Below are 16509 nucleotides of genomic sequence, written 5' to 3'. Positions count from 1 at the left end.
AGTCCAAATTCGGTCCGCCACCATGCCCCGCGGCGTCCAAATTGCGATTAACTTTCCGGTAATAATAAATCCGCCTAGCGGGCTTGCGAAGCAAAAATATCGCAGATACGTTTCGTGAATTGAAGATTAACGGTATCACCTCATGACGTTACGCGTCGCGGGGGGTGCCGATACTCAAGATCGGCCGGCGGGGGAAGATGAGTCTCTCCCGCGGACGCCCTGCCCCTGTATCTGCGGAAACGGAACCCACTCCATGGCAACATCTCGTCAAGTGACTTCTGCGCCGACCGACCAGAACGATGCCGCGACCAGTATGGCAGGCGATCACTTCACGGCGGCCTACAACGCGGCACAGACCGCGACTGCCGATACCGGCCCCGATGCAGTCAACATCGTGACGTCGGCCGGCAATGCGGTGTTGGCCCCCGATATGACGACGAGCCTGATCGGTGATGATGCGGTGGCGTTGAGCTTCGACGACGCATCGGCATTGGCCATGACGGCGTTGAAGTCCGGTGACCTGTCGATGCTGGATGAACAGCTCGCGTCGCTGTACTACAGCAATTCGTCGCAGGCGGTGGCGATGTCCGCCTTTACCAGCAGCGTCGAACAGATCGCCAATGCGATCACCGCAGACGGCAAATATGTGCTGATCGATACCACGGCGCGCGACGGCAACGGTGCCGGCTTGCTCGCCGAATTGCAGGGTCTGGGCCTGAAGGGTGGCAGCAGCTACGGCGCGGTCGCATCCGGATACATTGCGGTTGACCAGATCGGCGCGCTGACCACCGCGACGAACCTGCTCGCCGCCCGCGAATCCGGGTTCACCAGCAGTGTCGGCCTCGTCACGACGCAGGCCGACTCGACGATGGCGGCCGATACGGCGCGCGCGACCTACGGCGTCGACGGCAGCGGGATCCGCGTCGGCGTGATGTCCGACAGCTTCGGCCGCAACGGCAGCACGACCGATACCGTCGCGACCAACATCGCGAGCAACGACCTGCCGACCGACACGCGCGTTCTGGCCGACCTGACCGGCGCGGGCAGCGACGAAGGCCGCGCGATGGCGCAGCTGGTCCACGATCTGGCACCGGGCGCGGCGATCGATTTCGCGACGGCGTTCAACGGCCAGGCATCGTTCGCCAACAACATCATCGCGCTGGCCAATGCCGGCGACCGGGTGATCGTCGACGACGTCAGCTACTTCGCCGAACTGACCTACCAGAACGGCATCATTTCGCAGGCGGTGAACGAGGTCGCGGATCGCGGCGTCGCCTATTTCAGCTCGGCCGGCAACGACGGGCGCGAAGGTTATGAGGGCGCCTGGGTTTCCGGCGGCACGCAGACGCTGCTCGGCGCCGAATATACGCTGATGCAGTTCGCACCGGGCCAGGACTTCATCACCGTCACGATGGGTGCGGGTGCCACCGGCACGTTCATCCTGCAGTGGGATTCACCGGCCGCATCGGCGGGTGGCCCCGGTTCGGCCAACGACCTCGACGTGTTCCTGACGAGCGCGGACGGCACGACGGTCCGCGCACGGGCGGCCACCAACAATGTGGGCGGCGATCCGGTCGAGGTGTTCCGCTACACCGCGCCGTCAACCGGCACGTTCCAGATCCGCGTCGGCCTGTATGACGGCGAGGCACCGGGCCAGATCCGGCTGATCGCGTCGGGCAACGGGGCGAACATCAACCTGGAAAACCCGCTGTCCAACACCAACGAGGGCACGCTGTACGGCCACCATGCGGCCGAAGGGTCGATGGCGATCGGCGCGGCGTCGTTCGCCCGGACGCCGGAATATGGCTACAACCCGCCGGTCGCGGAGACCTTCTCCTCGCGCGGCACACAGACGACGTTGTTCGACGACAACGGCAACCGGCTTGCGGCGCCCGAGGTTCGCACGGTTGCGATGACGGCGGTCGACGGTGGCAATACGACCTTCTTCTCCGGCGATTCGGCGGCGGATGCGGACACGTTCCCGAACTTCTTCGGCACGTCCGCGGCGGCCCCCGACGCGGCGGCGGTCGCGGCGTTGATGCTGCAGGCCAACCCGCTGCTGAACGGCGCGGACGTCCGGGCGTTGATGATGAATTCGTCGATCGACATGGACGACAGCGCGACGGTCGGGTTCGACGTCGGTCTGGACGTGCGGACCGGGTCCGGTTTCGTGCTGGCCGACAAGTCGGTGCAGTTCGCGACGACGCTCAACATCTCCAACCCTGGTCAGACGACGCTGTACGGCACCCACCTGAACGACACGATCACGGGCAGCGTCGCGGCGGACACGTTGTACGGTTATGACGGTGACGACCGGGTCACGGGCGGCACCGGTGCGGACATGATCTATGGCGGCGCGGGCAACGACACGCTGTACGGCAACCAGGACGACGATCAGGTCTTCGGCGAGAGCGGCAACGACACGATCTACGGCGGGCAGGGTAATGACATCCTGAACGGCGGCGCCGGCGACGACGTGGTCGAAGGCGGGCTGGGCAACGATCGGATGGTCGGCGGTGTCGGCACGAACACCGCCAGCTATGTCAACGCGACCGCAGCGGTCTCGGTGAACCTGGCGACGGGCACCGCGATCGGCGGGGCCGGCACCGACACGCTCAGCAACTTCCAGAACGCCACCGGTTCCAGTTTCGGTGACACGATCGGCGGCAGCGTCGAGAACAACGTCATCAGCGGCGGCGCAGGTAGCGACACGATCAGCGGTGGTGAAGGCGACGACATCATCGACGGTGGGTTCGGCAACGAAACCCAATTCGCCGACACGGTCGATCGTCCCGACGTGACGAAGTCCGCCGCGACGACCAACAACAGCATCGCCACCGCGGTGGTGCTCGACTCCTCGGCCGCCGGCAATTTCGATCTGGTCAGCAACACCAACATCGAAAGCGCGCGCAATATCCCGCATGCGACGGTCAACGCGACCGCCGCCGGCAACGGCCTGGAATATTACGGGGTTACGGTCGATGCGGGCGCACGCGTCGTGTTCGACATCGATCAGGTGTCGTTCGACTCCGTGATCCAGATTGTCGACGCCGCGGGCACGGTCCTCGCCGAAAATGACGACGACTTCGGCGATCCGGGCAGCTCCAGCCTCGCCAGCCGGCTTGACTACACGTTCGCGACGGCCGGGACCTATTATGTCCGGGTCATCGATTTCGACACGCTGGCCGCACCGAGCGCCGGCGGTCTGGTCGCGGGCGAAACCTATACGCTCCACATCTCCGACACGTCGGCAGAGGTCACGCCGACTGGGACGTTCACGTCCGGGTTCGACGCGATTGACGGCGGGATCGGCAACGATACCGCAAGCTATGCCAGCGCGACGGGGGGCGTGACGGTAAGCCTCGCCTTGGCTGGGTTGCAGCAGACCGGTGCCGGTGGCCCGGACCTGCTGACCTCGATCGAGAACCTGTCGGGGTCCGCGTTCAACGACGTCCTGACCGGTAACGATGCGGCGAACACGCTGACCGGCGGGGCCGGGACCGATACGCTGAACGGCGGATTGGGCACGGATACGCTGAGCGGCGGGGACGGCGACGACGCGCTGTACGGTAACCAGGGCAATGACACGCTGGACGGCGGGATCGGGAATGACAGCCTGTTCGGTGGACAGGGTTCCGACACGCTGAACGGTGGCGACGGTAACGACCTGCTGCAGGGTGGCCTGTTGTCCGATCGCATGACGGGCGGGGCCGGGGCGGACACGTTCAAGTACGCGGTGGCAGGCGACTCGCCGTCCGCGACCGCGGATGTGATCACCGACTTCCAGACCGGCGTCGACAAGATCGATCTTTCGACGGTCAACACCAGCGCCGCCGACCGCGTGAACATCTTCACGTTCGGCAGCGACACGTTCGTCAGCGTCGATCTCGGCGGCAACGGTGTGGTCGACCTGAACATCCAGGTGACCGGTGCCAATGCGGTCGCGACGTCCGATCTCGTGCTGCGGTCGGCAGTGGTCACGACGTCGGATGTGATCGTCAGTTCCGATGCCGCGGTTGCGGAGCCGGTGAGCGACTTCGCAGTCGTCACGCCGTCGGCCTTCTCGGCGGAGCCGATCGCGTCGGACATGAGCCATATGGCCGGGGCGGGCATGGCCCTGATGACGTCCTGGAACTACGGCGTCATGGAGAATGTGGTCGCGGTCTGATCGTGGCAGGGGAGCCGGCCTGGCCGGTTCCCCGTTTACAGTGCTGAGCCAATTGCCTGGCTCCGGTTCGACTGATGTCGGACCGGAGCCAGGCTTTTTTGTGGTTGGTTCGGCAGCGTTTCGGTTTGCCATTTGCCGAGGGCGATAGCGACGCCGGACGGATTGCGGGGGCAGGCCGTTTTATAACTTGAGTTGAACAATGGCGACGGCCACCGCCGACGGTTCTGTTCAGCTGGCCGTGGCTTGGGAAAGCTCAGTAGGCGAGCGCGCAGCCGTCGGCGCGCATTTCGCTGGCGCCGGCATAGACGCGGGTCGGGCCGTCCATGCGGTGTTCGACGCACTGGTAGCGGCCGAACCCGCCGTCCGGGTCGCCGATCGTCCAGCCGAGTTCGGCGAGGCGCTTGCGGGTGGCGAGCGGGACGCCGCTTTCCAGGCGGAGCAGCCCGGTGGGACCGAGGCCGGTGTCGTCCTCACCCATCGATTGCGAAGAGCCTTCGTGGTGCCAGCGGGGGGCGTCGCCGGCCGATTGAATTTCCAGGCCGTAGTCGACGCGGTTGACGATGATCTGGGTCTGGCCCTGCGGCTGCATGTCGCCGCCCATCACGCCAAAGCTCATCCACGGTGCGTTGCCGCGCGTCGCGAAGCCGGGGATGATCGTCTGGAACGGGCGCTTGCCGGGCGCATAGACGTTCGGGTGACCGTCCTTCAGGCTGAACAACTGGCCGCGGTCCTGGAACATGAAGCCGAGCCCGTCGGCGACGAGACCGGAGCCCATGCCGCGGAAGTTGGACTGGATCATCGACACCATCATGCCGCTGCTGTCGGCGCAGCTGAAATAGGTGGTGTCGCCGCGGCTGGGGGCCTGGCCGGGATAGACGGGGGTCAGGATGCGGTCGGGGCGGATCAGCTTGGCGCGCTCGGCGGCATACTCCTTCGAGATCAGCCATTCGACCGGGATCTTCGCGAAGCGCGGGTCGGCGTAATAACGCGCGCGATCTTCGTAGGCAAGGCGCTTGGCTTCCGCCTGGAGGTGGATCGAGAGCGGGGACTGGAAGCCGGCGCCCTTCAGGTCGAACCGTTCGAGGATGTTGAGCATCTGGAGCGTGGCCAGTCCCTGCGTGTTCGCGCCGAGCGCGTGGACGGTGGTGCCGCGATAGTCGGTACGGTTGGGCGCGATCCATTCGGAACGGTGCGCGGCGAGATCGGCATAGCGCAGCCAGCCGCCGATCCGCTGGAAATAACGGTCGATCGTGCGGGCGAGGTCGCCCTGGTAGAAGGCGTCGCGGCCGCCCGTAGCAATCGCGCGGTAGGTGCGGGCGAGATCGGGGTTGCGGAACACCTGGCCCGGCCGGGGGCCCTTGCCATCCGCGAGGCCGTAGGTGCGGAGCGCATTGGCGGACTCCTCTAACCCGTTTCCGGGGCGGCGGAAGGCGGTGAGGCTGCGCCGGATGTAGAAGGCGATCATGTCGGGGACGGGAGCGCCGGCCTCGGCATGGGCGATGGCGGGCTGGAACAGGTCGGCCCAGGGAAGCTTGCCGTAACGCTGGTGCATCGACCACCAGGCATCGACCGTGCCGGGGACCGAGACGCTGAGCGCACCGAGCGGGGGCAGCACGCCGTTCTTCGCGCGGGCACGGACGGTTTCGAGGCTGAGCCCGCGCGGGCTGTTGCCCGATCCGGCGATGCCGACGACGGCCTTCGCCTTCGGGTCCCAGATCATCGCATAGGCATCGCCGCCGATGCCGCTGGCGGTCGGTTCGAGGAAGCCGAGGCAGGCGTTGATCGCGATGGCGGCATCGACCGCGGACCCGCCGCGTCGGAGGATATCGATGCCGGCTTGGGTGGCGAGCGGGTGGGCGGTGCCGACCGCGCCGTTGAGCCCGTAGACCGCGGTGCGCGAGGCGAAGCTGGCGCCGACCGGACGATCGCCGGCGCTGACGTCGGGCCGGATGAAGCGATCGGTGCCGGGTTCCCAGACGGGCGGGAGTGCCGCTTGCGCCGTCGGGGGCTGCGGCGCCGCGCCGTCACCGGGGGCCGCCTTTGCCGCGCCGCCCGTGGTGCCGGTCTGCGCGACGGCGTTCGAGGCCAGTGCGGCGGCGGGCAGGGACGCGATGAACGTGCGGCGACGCATGGGGCAGCTCCTTGAGTAAGGGGCTGTTGTTGCGTGGGGGTCCGGTCAGTTCAAGCGTTATCGCCGGGCTTCACTTGACCTGGCGCTTCTCGAGTTTGCGGGCGAGCGTGCGGCGATGCATGCCGAGCCGGCGGGCGGTTTCCGAAATGTTGAAGCCAGTCTCGGCCAGCACCTCGTGGATCCGTTCCCATTCCAGCGTCTTGATCGACGTCGTACGCTCGGTCAGCGGGGCGGCGACGTTGCCGCTGGCACGGCCGAACGCTTCCTCGATATCGTCGGTGTTGGACGGCTTGGCGAGATAGTGCGACGCGCCCAGCTTGATCGCCTCGACCGCGGTCGCGATGCTGGCAAAGCCGGTCAGCACGACGATCAGCGTCGCCGGATCGTGCGCGCGCAGCGTCTGGACGCAGACGAGGCCGGACGCGCCGTTGAGCTTGAGATCGACGACCGCGAAGTCCGGGGTACGGCCCTGGAGCAGCGTGACGAGATCCTCGTGACTGGCGGCGAGCAGGACTTCGTATTCGCGCCGTTCGAACGAGCGCTTCAGCGTGCGTGCGAAGGCGGCGTCGTCCTCGACGATGACGAGCAGGCGACCGGCGGTCATGCGGCGCGCCCCGGGGGTGCGGCGATCGCGGCGAGGGGCAGGGTGAGCGTCACGACCGCGCCGCCGTTCGGGCAGTTGGCGGCCGAGACCGCGCCGCCGAGCTTACGCATGACGTTGACGACGAGGAAGAGGCCGAGCCCGCCGCCGAGCCGGCCCTTGCTCGATTCATAGGGTTTGCCGATCCGTTCGAGCCGTTCGGGCGAGAAGCCACCGCCGGCGTCCTGCACCGCGATGATGAGCGCGTCGCCACGCTGCGACGCGTTGAACGCGATCCAGGCGGGGGAGGATTCAGCGGCATTGTCGAGCACGTTGAAGATGACCTGTTTCAAGGCCGGGTCCGCCACGACGGGCAGGTCGCCGGGAAATGCGTTCCGGTAGTCGAGCACCGTACTCATGTGTGCCGCATGCCAGTCATCCGCAATACCGTCCAGGAAACGGCGCATGCCGGTGATCGCGGGCGCTTCGCCGCGCGCCTCGCCCGCCGCGAGCAGGACACCGGTGACGATCGCCTTGCAACGTTGGACCTCGGCCTGCATCTCGCCGATCTCGGCCACCAGATCCGGGTCGGCGGCGAGGGCGGGCATGCGTTTCCAGTCGCCCAGGATGACGGCGAGCGAGGCGAGCGGCGTGCCGAGTTCGTGCGCGGCGCCGGAGGCGAGCAGGCCCATCCGGACGATGTGATCCTCCTCCACCGCCTGTTGCCGCAGGTTCGCGAGGTTGGCGTCGCGGGCGCGCAGGTTCTGCGTGATGCGGGTGATCAACAGCACGAGCAGCATCGCGACGAGCGCGAAGCAGGCCCAGGCGCCGGCGGTGTCGATCAGCCGGCGGCTGTCGGCGAGCACGGGGGGGAAGTTAAGCGGGCGGTAGATGAAGGTGAGCGCCGCGAAACACAGGCTGGTCACCATCACGATGACGATCGCGGACCAGGTATCGAGCAGGATCGCGCCGAGCACGACTTGCAGCAGGTAGAGCCACATGAACGGGTTGGTCGCGCCGCCGCTCAGGTAGAGCTGCGCGGTGAGTGAGGCGACGTCGAGGATGAGCGCGAAGAACAACGAGCCGTTGGAGGTGCCGACCCGGTTGCGGAGCAGAATGATGCTGGCGAGGTTGAGGAGTAGCGTGGCGCCGGCCACGCCGAGCATGGCGCCAAGCGGGAGTTCGATGCCGAGCCCGAACTGCGCGATCAGGATGGCGGAGACCTGGCCCCCAACCGCAAGCCAGCGGAGCTGCACAAGTTGCAGCATGTTGCGGCGGCCGGCGTCGCCGATCGAGCGCGTCGCGCCGTCACCGGTCAGCGGGGGCATCGAGGGTGTGGCGGTGCGGGCCAGTGGCGCGCTCCTCATCGCCGCATCCGCCGTTCGTAGCGCAGGATCAACACCCAGCCGCCGATCAGCATGAGCGCGAGCGTGTACCAGGTGATCGCATAGGTCAGATGGCTGTTCGGGAAGGCGACGATGGTGAGGCCGCCGACGGGGGGACGCGTCGGCGCAGCGGGGTCGGCCGCGGCATCGACGAAATAGGGGGCGACGGCCTTGAGCCGCTGGGCGGCGGCGATCGCGGCGACATCGCGTGAGTACCAGCGACCCGCGGTCGGGTTGTTGCGACGCAGGAAGCCGCCGCCGGGTTCGGTCATGCGGAGCAGGCCGGTGACCGTGACCGGGCCTGACGGCGGGGTGCGGTCCTGCCAGCCGGGGGGGACGAAGCCACGGTTGACGAGGACGGTGAAGCCCGCGTCGGTGACGAGCGGCGTGATGAGCCAGCTACCCGCGCCGAGGACGGTCGCGGCCTGGGTTCGGACGCTGCGATCGTTCCGGTAGCGGCCGGTCAGGCGGATGTTGCGATAGCTGGCGTTTTCGACATTGAGCCCTCCCCATGCCGCGGGGCCGGGGGCCGCGACGGGCTGGGCGTGGACGCGGGCGTCGACGCGGGCGATCAGGTCGCGCTTCCAGGCGAGGCGCCGGACCTGCCAGGTCCCAAGGCCGAGCAGTGCCGCGACGAGCAGCGCCGTGACGACCGTCAGGATGACGAGCGTCAGCCGCGAGCGGGGCGGCCGGGCGCCCGTATCGGGTGCGCCGGCTGCCCCGTTGGTCACATGGAGTCCATCGCGGCCGGGTTCATCGGCATCATGTTGGTGTTGAGGTGGAACATGACCCAGAGCGATCCGCTGATCGCGATCGCGACGAGCAGGACGGTGAAGATCAGCGCCATCATCGTCCAGCCGCCCTCGGACTTGGTGTCCATGTGGAGGAAGTAGATCATGTGGACGACGATCTGCGCGACCGCGAAGCCCATGACCATCAGCGCCGTGGTCTGCTGCGCGAACGGGCCGGCCATGACGAGCCAGAACGGGATCGCGGTGAGGATGACCGCCAGGACGAACCCGGTCATGTAACCCTTGAACGAACCGTGCGACTGGGCGTCACCCTCGTGATGGCCGTCATCGCCCTTGCCGTGCGAGTCCGCATGCGCGTGAACGTGGCTGGAAGTGTCGGTCATCGCAGCATCCCGAGCAAATAGACAAAGGTGAAGACGCCGATCCAGATGACGTCGAGGAAGTGCCAGAACATGCTGAGGCACATCAGGCGGCGCTTGTTCGCCTGGATCAGGCCATGCTTGCCGACCTGGACCATCAGCGTCACCAACCAGATCAGGCCGAAGGTGACGTGCAGGCCGTGCGTGCCGACCAGCGTGAAGAAGGCGGACAGGAAGGCGCTGCGTTGCGGCGTGGCGCCTTCGTGGACCAGCGTCGCAAACTCGTACAGCTCGATCCCGATGAAGGTCGCGCCGAACAGGCCGGTGACCGCCAGCCAGAGCTGGGTGGCCCGGATCTGCTGCTTCTCCATGGCCAGCATCGCGAAGCCGTAGGTGATCGACGACAACAGCAGCATCGACGTGTTGATCGCGACCAGCGGCAGTTCGAACAGGTCCTTCGGCGCAGGCCCGCCGGCATAGTTCGCACCGAGCACACCGTAGATCGCGAACAGGCACGCGAAGATGAGACAATCGCTCATCAGGTAGATCCAGAAGCCCAGCATCGTGCTGCCGCCCTCCGGATGGTCGTGCTCGTCGATCTGGTAGAAGGCCAGCTTCGTTGCGTCGTCGGCACCCGCGGGGGGCGCCGTGTGGGTGGCGCTCATGCCGTCGTCACCTTGTTCTGGGCGAGCAGTGCGGTACGGGCCGCCTCGGTCCGCTCCACTTCCTCAACCGGGATGTGATAGTCGCGCTTGTAGTTGAACGTGTGGATGATCGACGTCGCGATCAGACCCAGCATGCTCGCGGCGGCCAGCCACCAGATGTACCAGATCATCCCGAAACCGAGCGCGGTCGCGAAGCCGGCCAAGATCACACCGGTGCCGGTGTTCTTCGGCATGTGGATCGCGCGGAACCCGGTCATGGGACGATCGTAGCCGCGGACCTTCATGTCGGCATAGGCGTCGCCGTCATGCACGATCGGCGTGAAGGCGAAGTTGTAGGCCGGCGGCGGCGACGAGGTCGCCCACTCCAGCGTACGACCGTTCCACGGATCGCCGGTCGTGTCGCGCAGGGCCTCGCGGTTGCGGACGCTGACGAAGATCTGGATCAGGAAGGCCGCGATGCCCACCGCGATCATCGCCGCACCGATGGCCGCGATCACGAACCAGATCTGCAATGACGGGTCGTCGAAGTGACGCAGGCGGCGCGTGACGCCCATCAGGCCGAGCACATAGAGCGGCATGAACGCGACGTAGAAGCCGGGCACCCACATCCAGAAGCTCAGCTTGCCCCACCACTCGTTCAGGCGGAAGCCGAAGGCCTTCGGGAACCAGTAGTTGATCGCCGCGAAGGTGCCGAACAACACGCCGCCGATGATGACGTTGTGGAAGTGGGCGACCAGGAACAGCGAGTTGTGCAGCACGAAGTCGGCCGGGGGCACGGCGAGCAGGACGCCGGTCATGCCGCCGATCGTGAATGTGATCATGAAGGCCACCGTCCACATCATCGGCAGTTCGAACCGGATCCGGCCGCGGTACATCGTGAACAGCCAGTTGAAGATCTTCGCGCCCGTCGGGATCGAGATCACCATGGTGGTGATGCCGAAGAACGAGTTGACGCTGGCACCCGATCCCATCGTGAAGAAGTGGTGAAGCCAGACGAGGTAGGCGAGGATCGTGATGACCACGGTGGCGTAGACCATCGAGGTGTAACCGAAGAGGCGCTTGCCCGAGAAGGTCGAGGTGACTTCCGAGAACACGCCGAACAGCGGCAAGATGAGGATGTAGACCTCCGGGTGACCCCAGATCCAGATCAGGTTCACGTACATCATCGGGTTGCCGCCGAGTTCGTTCGTGAAGATGGCGGTGCCGATGTAGCGATCGAGCGACAGCAGTGCGAGCACGGCGGTCAGCACGGGGAAGGCGGCGACGATCAGCACGTTGGTGCAGAGCGCGGTCCAGCAAAAGATCGGCATCTTCATCATCGACATGCCCGGTGCGCGCATCTTGACGATAGTCGCGATCAGGTTGACGCCGGACAGCAAGGTCCCGACGCCGGCGATCTGCAGCGCCCAGATATAATAGTCGACACCGACATCGGGGCTGTACGCGATCCCCGACAGCGGCGGCATGGCGAGCCAGCCGGTCCGTGCGAACTCACCGATGAACAGCGACATCATGACAATGACGGCACCGGAAGCGGTCATCCAGAAGCTCATGTTGTTGAGGAACGGGAACGACACGTCGCGCGCACCGATCTGAAGCGGGATGACGTAGTTCATGATACCCGTGACGAACGGCATCGCCACGAAGAAGATCATGATCACGCCGTGCGCGGTGAACACCTGGTCATAGTGGTGCGCGGGCAGGAAGCCCTCGTTCGCGCCGAATGCCATCGCCTGTTGCGCGCGCATCATGATGGCGTCGGAGAAGCCGCGGAGGAGCATGACCGTACCGAGGATCATGTACATGATCCCGACCTTCTTGTGGTCGACGCTGGTCAGCCACTCCTTCCAGAGCCAGGTCCAGAGCTTGAAGTAGGTGATCGCCGCGAGCAGCGCGATCCCGCCGACCGCGACCGCAGCGAACGTGCCCATCACGATGGGTTCGTGCAGCGGCAGCGATTCGAGCGTCAGGCGGCCGAAGATCGTCTTCAGGATTGCAGGGTTCTCGAACATCTGTGTGCCTATCGTATCAGGCGCGCGCGGACTGGCGGAGGCCAGGCGTCGCTGCGGGGGGCGTACGGTTCAGTGTCAGGTCACGATTCTGTTGTGCACCGGGTTGCTGCGCACCGGGAGCGCCCGGTTTTCGCGGCGTACTCCAGTGGCCGGGTGCGCCCTTTTCCTCGGGCTGTTTCTCCAGCGCGCCCTCGGCATGGCCGACGCCGTTCTTCGGTTCGGCGCTATGCTTGCCGCCGCCGCCCATCGCATCGATCATCATCATGCGATCCATGCACATCGATCCGGGGCGCACGCACATGTTGAGCGCGGCCTTGTAAAGCTGCGGATCGACACGGCCGAAATGCATCGGGCGGACGTTCTCGGTCGGCTTTTCCAGTTGCAGATAATTGGCGCGGGTGAGCGGCATCGGCTTGGCGCGGACGCTGGCGACCCACTGCGCGAAGCCCTGATCCGACATGCCGTAGAACCGGAACTTCATGCCCGAGTAGCCGGCACCGCTGTAGTTGGAGGAGATGCCGTCATAGTTGCCGGGCTTGTTGATCACCGCGTGCAGCTTCGTCTCCATGCCGGGCATCGCGTAGATCATGCCCGCCAGCGACGGGATGTAGAACGCGTTCATGACCGTCGAAGACGTCAGCTTGAATTCGATCGGGCGATCAACGGGCGCCGCCAGCTGGTTAACCGTGGCAATGCCATATTCCGGGTAGATGAAGAGCCACTTCCAATCGAGCGCCACGACCTGCACCTCAAGCGGGCGGACGTCCTTGGCGATCAGGCGACCGGGACCGAGTCGTTCGATCGGGCGATACGGGTCGAGCACGTGCGTGCTGACCCAGGTGACCGCACCGAGCACGATGATGATGAGTAGCGGGATCGCCCAGATGACGAGTTCGAGCTGAGTCGAATGATCCCAATTGGGTTCGTACTTCGCGTCCTTGTTGCCCGCGCGGTACCGCCAGGCGAACAAGACGGTCAGCGCGATCACCGGCACGATCACCAGCAGCATCAGGCCGGTGGCCACCAAAATCAGGTCGCGCTGCTGCAATGCAACGTCGCCGGACGGGTTCATGACGACCATGTTGCATCCGCCAAGGAGCAACAGCGGCAGCCCAGCCAGGAGACGGAGCCGGCGGGTGGAAGGTGTGGACCGATCGAACATCATGGGGCATGATATAGCCGCATGCTGCCCCCGCGGATAGCTGGACAGTTTGTCCAGTCTCGCAGTTGCAGCAAAAAGTGCATGAGGGCCGTGAACGTTGGGATTTGGCTGTTTTACGCCCTCCCAAAGGCGCCGACCAGGAGCGAAGTGACCGCATGAGTGCCCAGACCGCCCATCCCAAGTCGGACTCCATCGAGCAGGACGCCCGACGGATCAACGCACGTCACGGTGAGGTCCAGCCCGGCGAGATCGCGATCGGCGTCATTATCGGCCGCACGTCAGAATTCTTCGACTTCTTCGTCTATGCGATCGCGTCCGTGCTGGTGTTTCCGGCGCTGGTATTCCCGTATGTCGATGCACTGACCGGTGTCATGTACTCGTTCGGCGTGTTCGCGCTGGCCTATATCGCGCGCCCGTTCGGCACCTGGCTGTTCATGACGATCGATCGGCGGCACGGGCGCGGCGTGAAGCTGACGATCGCGTTGTTCCTGCTCGGCGGGTCGACGATGGCGGTGGCGTTCATCCCCTCCTACGAACAGATCGGTGCCGGATCCGCGGTGGCGCTCTGCGTGTTGCGGATCGGACAGGGGCTGGCGCTCGGCGGGACCTGGGATGGTCTGGCCTCGCTGCTGGCGCTGAACGCACCGAAGAACCAGCGCGGCTGGTATGCGATGATTCCGCAGCTCGGCGCGCCGCTCGGCCTGCTGGTGGCGTCGGGGCTGTTCGCGTTCTTCGAGGCGAGCCTGTCGCCGGTCGATTTCCTCGACTGGGGCTGGCGCTATCCGTTCTTCGTGGCGTTCGCGATCAACGTCGTGGCGCTGTTTGCACGGCTGCGGATCGTGGCGACGCCGGATTACGAACAGCTGTTCGAGACGCGCGAACTGACCCCGGCGCGGGTGCGCGAGACGTACCGTGCCAATTGGCGCAACATCATGCTGGGTGCGTTCGCGCCGCTCGCCAGCTTCGCGTTGTTCCATCTGGTGACCGTGTTCCCGCTGTCGTGGATCCTGCTGTTCACGAAACAGTCGGTGACGCGCTTCCTGGTGATCGAGATGATCGGTGCGGCGATTGGCGTTCTGGCGATCGTTGCGTCGGGCCTGATCGCGGATCGGATCGGGCGGCGTTACCTGCTCGGCATTTCCGCGGCGATGATTGCGGTGTTCAGCGGCTTCGCGCCGCGGCTGCTCGACGGTGGCGAGGGCGCGGAACTGCTGTTCATGATCAGCGGCTTCATCCTGCTCGGCCTGTCCTTCGGTCAGTCGTCCGGGTCGGTGACGGCGAACCTGCCGATGCGCTATCGCTATACCGGTGCGGCGATCATGTCCGATCTGTCCTGGTTGATCGGGGCTGGCTTCGCGCCGCTGGCGGCATTGTTGCTGTCGAGCAAGTTCGGGCTGTTCTCGGTCGGCGTGTATTTGCTGTCGGGGGCGCTCTGCACGCTCGGCGCGCTGCTCATCAACAAGGAATTCGCGAACAAGGCGTCCTGAGTTGGGGACGCCTCGGGCGGAGTAGCACCTTCGTCTGCGGTGTGATTTGAGTGCGGTTTCGGACTAGTGGGTCGACGCGTCGATGACGCCACGATGCGTCTAATCCCGTCTCAGATTCGCGGGGACGTGATCAGCCCCAGCCGACGATCACTACTTTCGCTGCCGGGCGCCTCGGTCGGCGAACTGCTTCTGCCCTTCCGCCTTGGCGGCCGCTTCGATCAACCGATTGGCGGTTTCGAGGGCCGCGGCAGGGGTGAGGTCCACCTTGATCGAGTCCGGCCCGACGGCGCGGACGATCCCGTCGGTCGCGTATACCCGGCTCGCATCGTCATGAACTTCGCGCATGCTAGTTCCTCCGTCTCCACCCGGTTCGACGGACTACCGGCACGAAAGTTCCGCCGGGCGGGTTCCGTCGATGAATGGGACCACGATCCTATGTCGGTGGGGCCGGTGGCGACGCGCGCGACGTGACGGAGGGGGCGGGACCGCGATCCCGCCCGATCGCGTCACGGCTGCGGCGTCGTGTCCGTCGCGGCATTCGACATCATGAGTTCCACCGGCGTGTCGCCGATCGGGCCCGGCGACTGGTCGGCGTCGTCATGGGCGAACAGCCAGCGTCCGGCGAGACCGGCTGCAGCCGCGCCGACCAGCGGTGCCAGCCAGAACAGCCAGAGCTGAGACAGGGCCCAACCGCCGAGGAACAACGCCGGACCGGTGCTGCGCGCTGGGTTGACCGACGTATTGTCGATCGGGATCGACACCAGGTGGATGAGGGTGAGCGCCAGTCCGATCGCGAGCGGGGCGAAGGCGGCCGGGGACCGCTCGTCCGTCGCGCCGAGGATGACGAGCAGGAAGCCCGCGGTCAGCACCGCTTCGGACAGGAACGCGGTGGTGGCGCCGTACCCCCCCGGCGAATGGGCGCCGTAGCCATTGGCGGCAAAGCCGCTCGCCACGATGTCGAAGCCGGGCGCGCCCGACGCCAGCGCGGCGAGGATCGCACTGGCAACGATGGCGCCGACCAGCTGCGCACCGACATAGGCGGGCACGTCGCGGGCGGGAAAGCGGCCCGCGACGGCAAGTCCGACGCTGACCGCGGGGTTGAAATGTCCGCCGGAAATGAACCCGACCGCGAACGCCATGGTGAATACGGTCAGGCCGAATGCTCCCGCGACGCCGGCGATGCCGATTGCGTTCGGGACATCGCCGCCGGCCGCGATCACCGCTGCGCCGCAGCCGCCGAGCACCAGCCAGAATGTGCCGATCGCCTCCGCCGCGAGACGTCGTGCGAGGGCTTGCGGGCGCGGGCGGTCGGTTGGGGGTTTGGTGCTGGCCCCGCTCTGGTCGATTGTCGGCATCGTCGCTTCATCCTCAGGCGCGCCGTTGCGTGGAACGGCGGGTTCTGTCCCGTATTCGACGACGCATTCCGGGGACTGAAGAAGAAGTCCTGCGAAACGACAGTCGATATCGGACGTAAGCGATCTAATGCCAGCGATGTACTGGCAGTCCATGGTATTGAAGGCTGAATCCATAGTCATATGGTACTAGAGACCGCGGGCGCAGGTCTTGCGGTACGGTCCCGCTCATCCGGACAGCATGGTCATTACGGCAGGGCAGACCGACCTGCGGGCGGGTCCGTGAGCAGTTCGGTGTCGAACGATCGCGACCGGGCCGGCATGCGAAGGGTGCCATCACGCGCACGATTGCATGGGTCATGCTGGTGCCCCGAGAGAGACCCGAACTCCCGACCTGCGGTTTAGGAAACCGTTGCTCTGTCCTGCTGAGCTATCGGGGCAGCCGGGGACGGGGTA

The 16509-nt window shown here is 66.0% G+C and carries 12 protein-coding genes and 1 tRNA gene; 2 read left to right on the top strand and 11 right to left on the bottom strand.

The window, feature by feature from the left end; genetic code table 11:
* Positions 1-253 precede the first annotated feature (253 nt).
* Positions 254-4168: a S8 family serine peptidase gene (locus ACFSGX_RS10545; protein ID WP_380929691.1), complete on the top strand. Its 3915-nt coding sequence runs from the start codon at positions 254-256 to the stop codon at positions 4166-4168.
* Between the two features lie 253 nt (positions 4169-4421).
* On the opposite strand, the gene ACFSGX_RS10540 is transcribed toward ACFSGX_RS10545, so the two are convergent.
* From ACFSGX_RS10540 to cyoA, 8 genes are all read right to left on the bottom strand, one after another.
* Complete coding sequence (locus ACFSGX_RS10540) at positions 4422-6299, bottom strand: gamma-glutamyltransferase family protein (protein WP_380929689.1); 1878 nt, start codon at positions 6297-6299, stop codon at positions 4422-4424.
* A gap of 70 nt (positions 6300-6369) precedes the next feature.
* Complete coding sequence (locus tag ACFSGX_RS10535; protein WP_157175512.1) at positions 6370-6903, bottom strand: response regulator transcription factor; 534 nt, start codon at positions 6901-6903, stop codon at positions 6370-6372.
* Positions 6900-8207: an ATP-binding protein gene (locus ACFSGX_RS10530; RefSeq protein ID WP_380930036.1), complete on the bottom strand. Its 1308-nt coding sequence runs from the start codon at positions 8205-8207 to the stop codon at positions 6900-6902. The genes ACFSGX_RS10535 and ACFSGX_RS10530 overlap by 4 nt, the downstream gene beginning before the upstream one ends.
* A 35-nt stretch (positions 8208-8242) precedes the next feature.
* Positions 8243-8995, bottom strand: a complete 753-nt coding sequence (locus tag ACFSGX_RS10525; RefSeq protein ID WP_380929687.1) for an SURF1 family protein — start codon at positions 8993-8995, stop codon at positions 8243-8245.
* The gene (gene cyoD / locus ACFSGX_RS10520; protein WP_380929686.1) at positions 8992-9399 is read right to left on the bottom strand and encodes a cytochrome o ubiquinol oxidase subunit IV; all 408 of its coding nucleotides are present in this window, start codon (positions 9397-9399) and stop codon (positions 8992-8994) included. Before cyoD ends, ACFSGX_RS10525 begins: the two co-directional genes overlap by 4 nt.
* The gene (gene cyoC, locus ACFSGX_RS10515) at positions 9396-10040 is read right to left on the bottom strand and encodes a cytochrome o ubiquinol oxidase subunit III (RefSeq protein WP_380929684.1); all 645 of its coding nucleotides are present in this window, start codon (positions 10038-10040) and stop codon (positions 9396-9398) included. The genes cyoD and cyoC overlap by 4 nt, the downstream gene beginning before the upstream one ends.
* The gene (gene cyoB / locus ACFSGX_RS10510; protein WP_380929682.1) at positions 10037-12052 is read right to left on the bottom strand and encodes a cytochrome o ubiquinol oxidase subunit I; all 2016 of its coding nucleotides are present in this window, start codon (positions 12050-12052) and stop codon (positions 10037-10039) included. Before cyoB ends, cyoC begins: the two co-directional genes overlap by 4 nt.
* A gap of 16 nt (positions 12053-12068) precedes the next feature.
* Positions 12069-13217: a ubiquinol oxidase subunit II gene (cyoA, locus tag ACFSGX_RS10505; protein ID WP_380929679.1), complete on the bottom strand. Its 1149-nt coding sequence runs from the start codon at positions 13215-13217 to the stop codon at positions 12069-12071.
* A gap of 152 nt (positions 13218-13369) precedes the next feature.
* Here cyoA and ACFSGX_RS10500 point away from each other — a divergent pair, with 152 nt between their 5' ends.
* Positions 13370-14701 (top strand): MFS transporter, encoded by a 1332-nt coding sequence (locus ACFSGX_RS10500; protein ID WP_380929678.1) that lies wholly within the window; start codon positions 13370-13372, stop codon positions 14699-14701.
* 150 nt (positions 14702-14851) lie between these two features.
* On the opposite strand, the gene ACFSGX_RS10495 is transcribed toward ACFSGX_RS10500, so the two are convergent.
* The 3 genes from ACFSGX_RS10495 to ACFSGX_RS10485 all read right to left on the bottom strand — a co-directional run bounded on the left by ACFSGX_RS10495 (position 14852) and on the right by ACFSGX_RS10485 (position 16493).
* A complete protein-coding gene (locus ACFSGX_RS10495; protein ID WP_380929676.1) occupies positions 14852-15046 on the bottom strand; it encodes a hypothetical protein in 195 nt (64 codons plus the stop codon).
* Between the two features lie 161 nt (positions 15047-15207).
* The gene (gene aqpZ / locus ACFSGX_RS10490; protein ID WP_380929674.1) at positions 15208-16056 is read right to left on the bottom strand and encodes an aquaporin Z; all 849 of its coding nucleotides are present in this window, start codon (positions 16054-16056) and stop codon (positions 15208-15210) included.
* Between the two features lie 360 nt (positions 16057-16416).
* A tRNA-Arg gene (locus ACFSGX_RS10485) sits at positions 16417-16493 on the bottom strand.
* Positions 16494-16509: the final 16 nt, after the last annotated feature.

Source organism: Sphingomonas arantia (genome assembly GCF_042682045.1).
In the GTDB taxonomy this organism is placed as follows: domain Bacteria; phylum Pseudomonadota; class Alphaproteobacteria; order Sphingomonadales; family Sphingomonadaceae; genus Sphingomonas_R; species Sphingomonas_R arantia.
Note: the sequence above shows the minus strand (reverse complement) of the source record. Positions and strands in the feature narration are given on the sequence as shown.

Excerpts from the sequence above, each read along its gene's own strand:
- ACFSGX_RS10545 (WP_380929691.1), top strand. The coding sequence starts at position 254 with ATGGCAACATCTCGTCAAGTGACTTCTGCGCCGACCGACCAGAACGAT.
- ACFSGX_RS10540 (WP_380929689.1), bottom strand. The coding sequence starts at position 6,299 with ATGCGTCGCCGCACGTTCATCGCGTCCCTGCCCGCCGCCGCACTGGCC.
- ACFSGX_RS10535 (WP_157175512.1), bottom strand. The coding sequence starts at position 6,903 with ATGACCGCCGGTCGCCTGCTCGTCATCGTCGAGGACGACGCCGCCTTC.
- ACFSGX_RS10530 (WP_380930036.1), bottom strand. The coding sequence starts at position 8,207 with ATGCCCCCGCTGACCGGTGACGGCGCGACGCGCTCGATCGGCGACGCC.
- cyoD (WP_380929686.1), bottom strand. The coding sequence starts at position 9,399 with ATGACCGACACTTCCAGCCACGTTCACGCGCATGCGGACTCGCACGGC.
- cyoC (WP_380929684.1), bottom strand. The coding sequence starts at position 10,040 with ATGAGCGCCACCCACACGGCGCCCCCCGCGGGTGCCGACGACGCAACG.
- cyoB (WP_380929682.1), bottom strand. The coding sequence starts at position 12,052 with ATGTTCGAGAACCCTGCAATCCTGAAGACGATCTTCGGCCGCCTGACG.
- cyoA (WP_380929679.1), bottom strand. The coding sequence starts at position 13,217 with ATGATGTTCGATCGGTCCACACCTTCCACCCGCCGGCTCCGTCTCCTG.
- ACFSGX_RS10500 (WP_380929678.1), top strand. The coding sequence starts at position 13,370 with ATGAGTGCCCAGACCGCCCATCCCAAGTCGGACTCCATCGAGCAGGAC.
- ACFSGX_RS10495 (WP_380929676.1), bottom strand. The coding sequence starts at position 15,046 with ATGCGCGAAGTTCATGACGATGCGAGCCGGGTATACGCGACCGACGGG.
- aqpZ (WP_380929674.1), bottom strand. The coding sequence starts at position 16,056 with ATGCCGACAATCGACCAGAGCGGGGCCAGCACCAAACCCCCAACCGAC.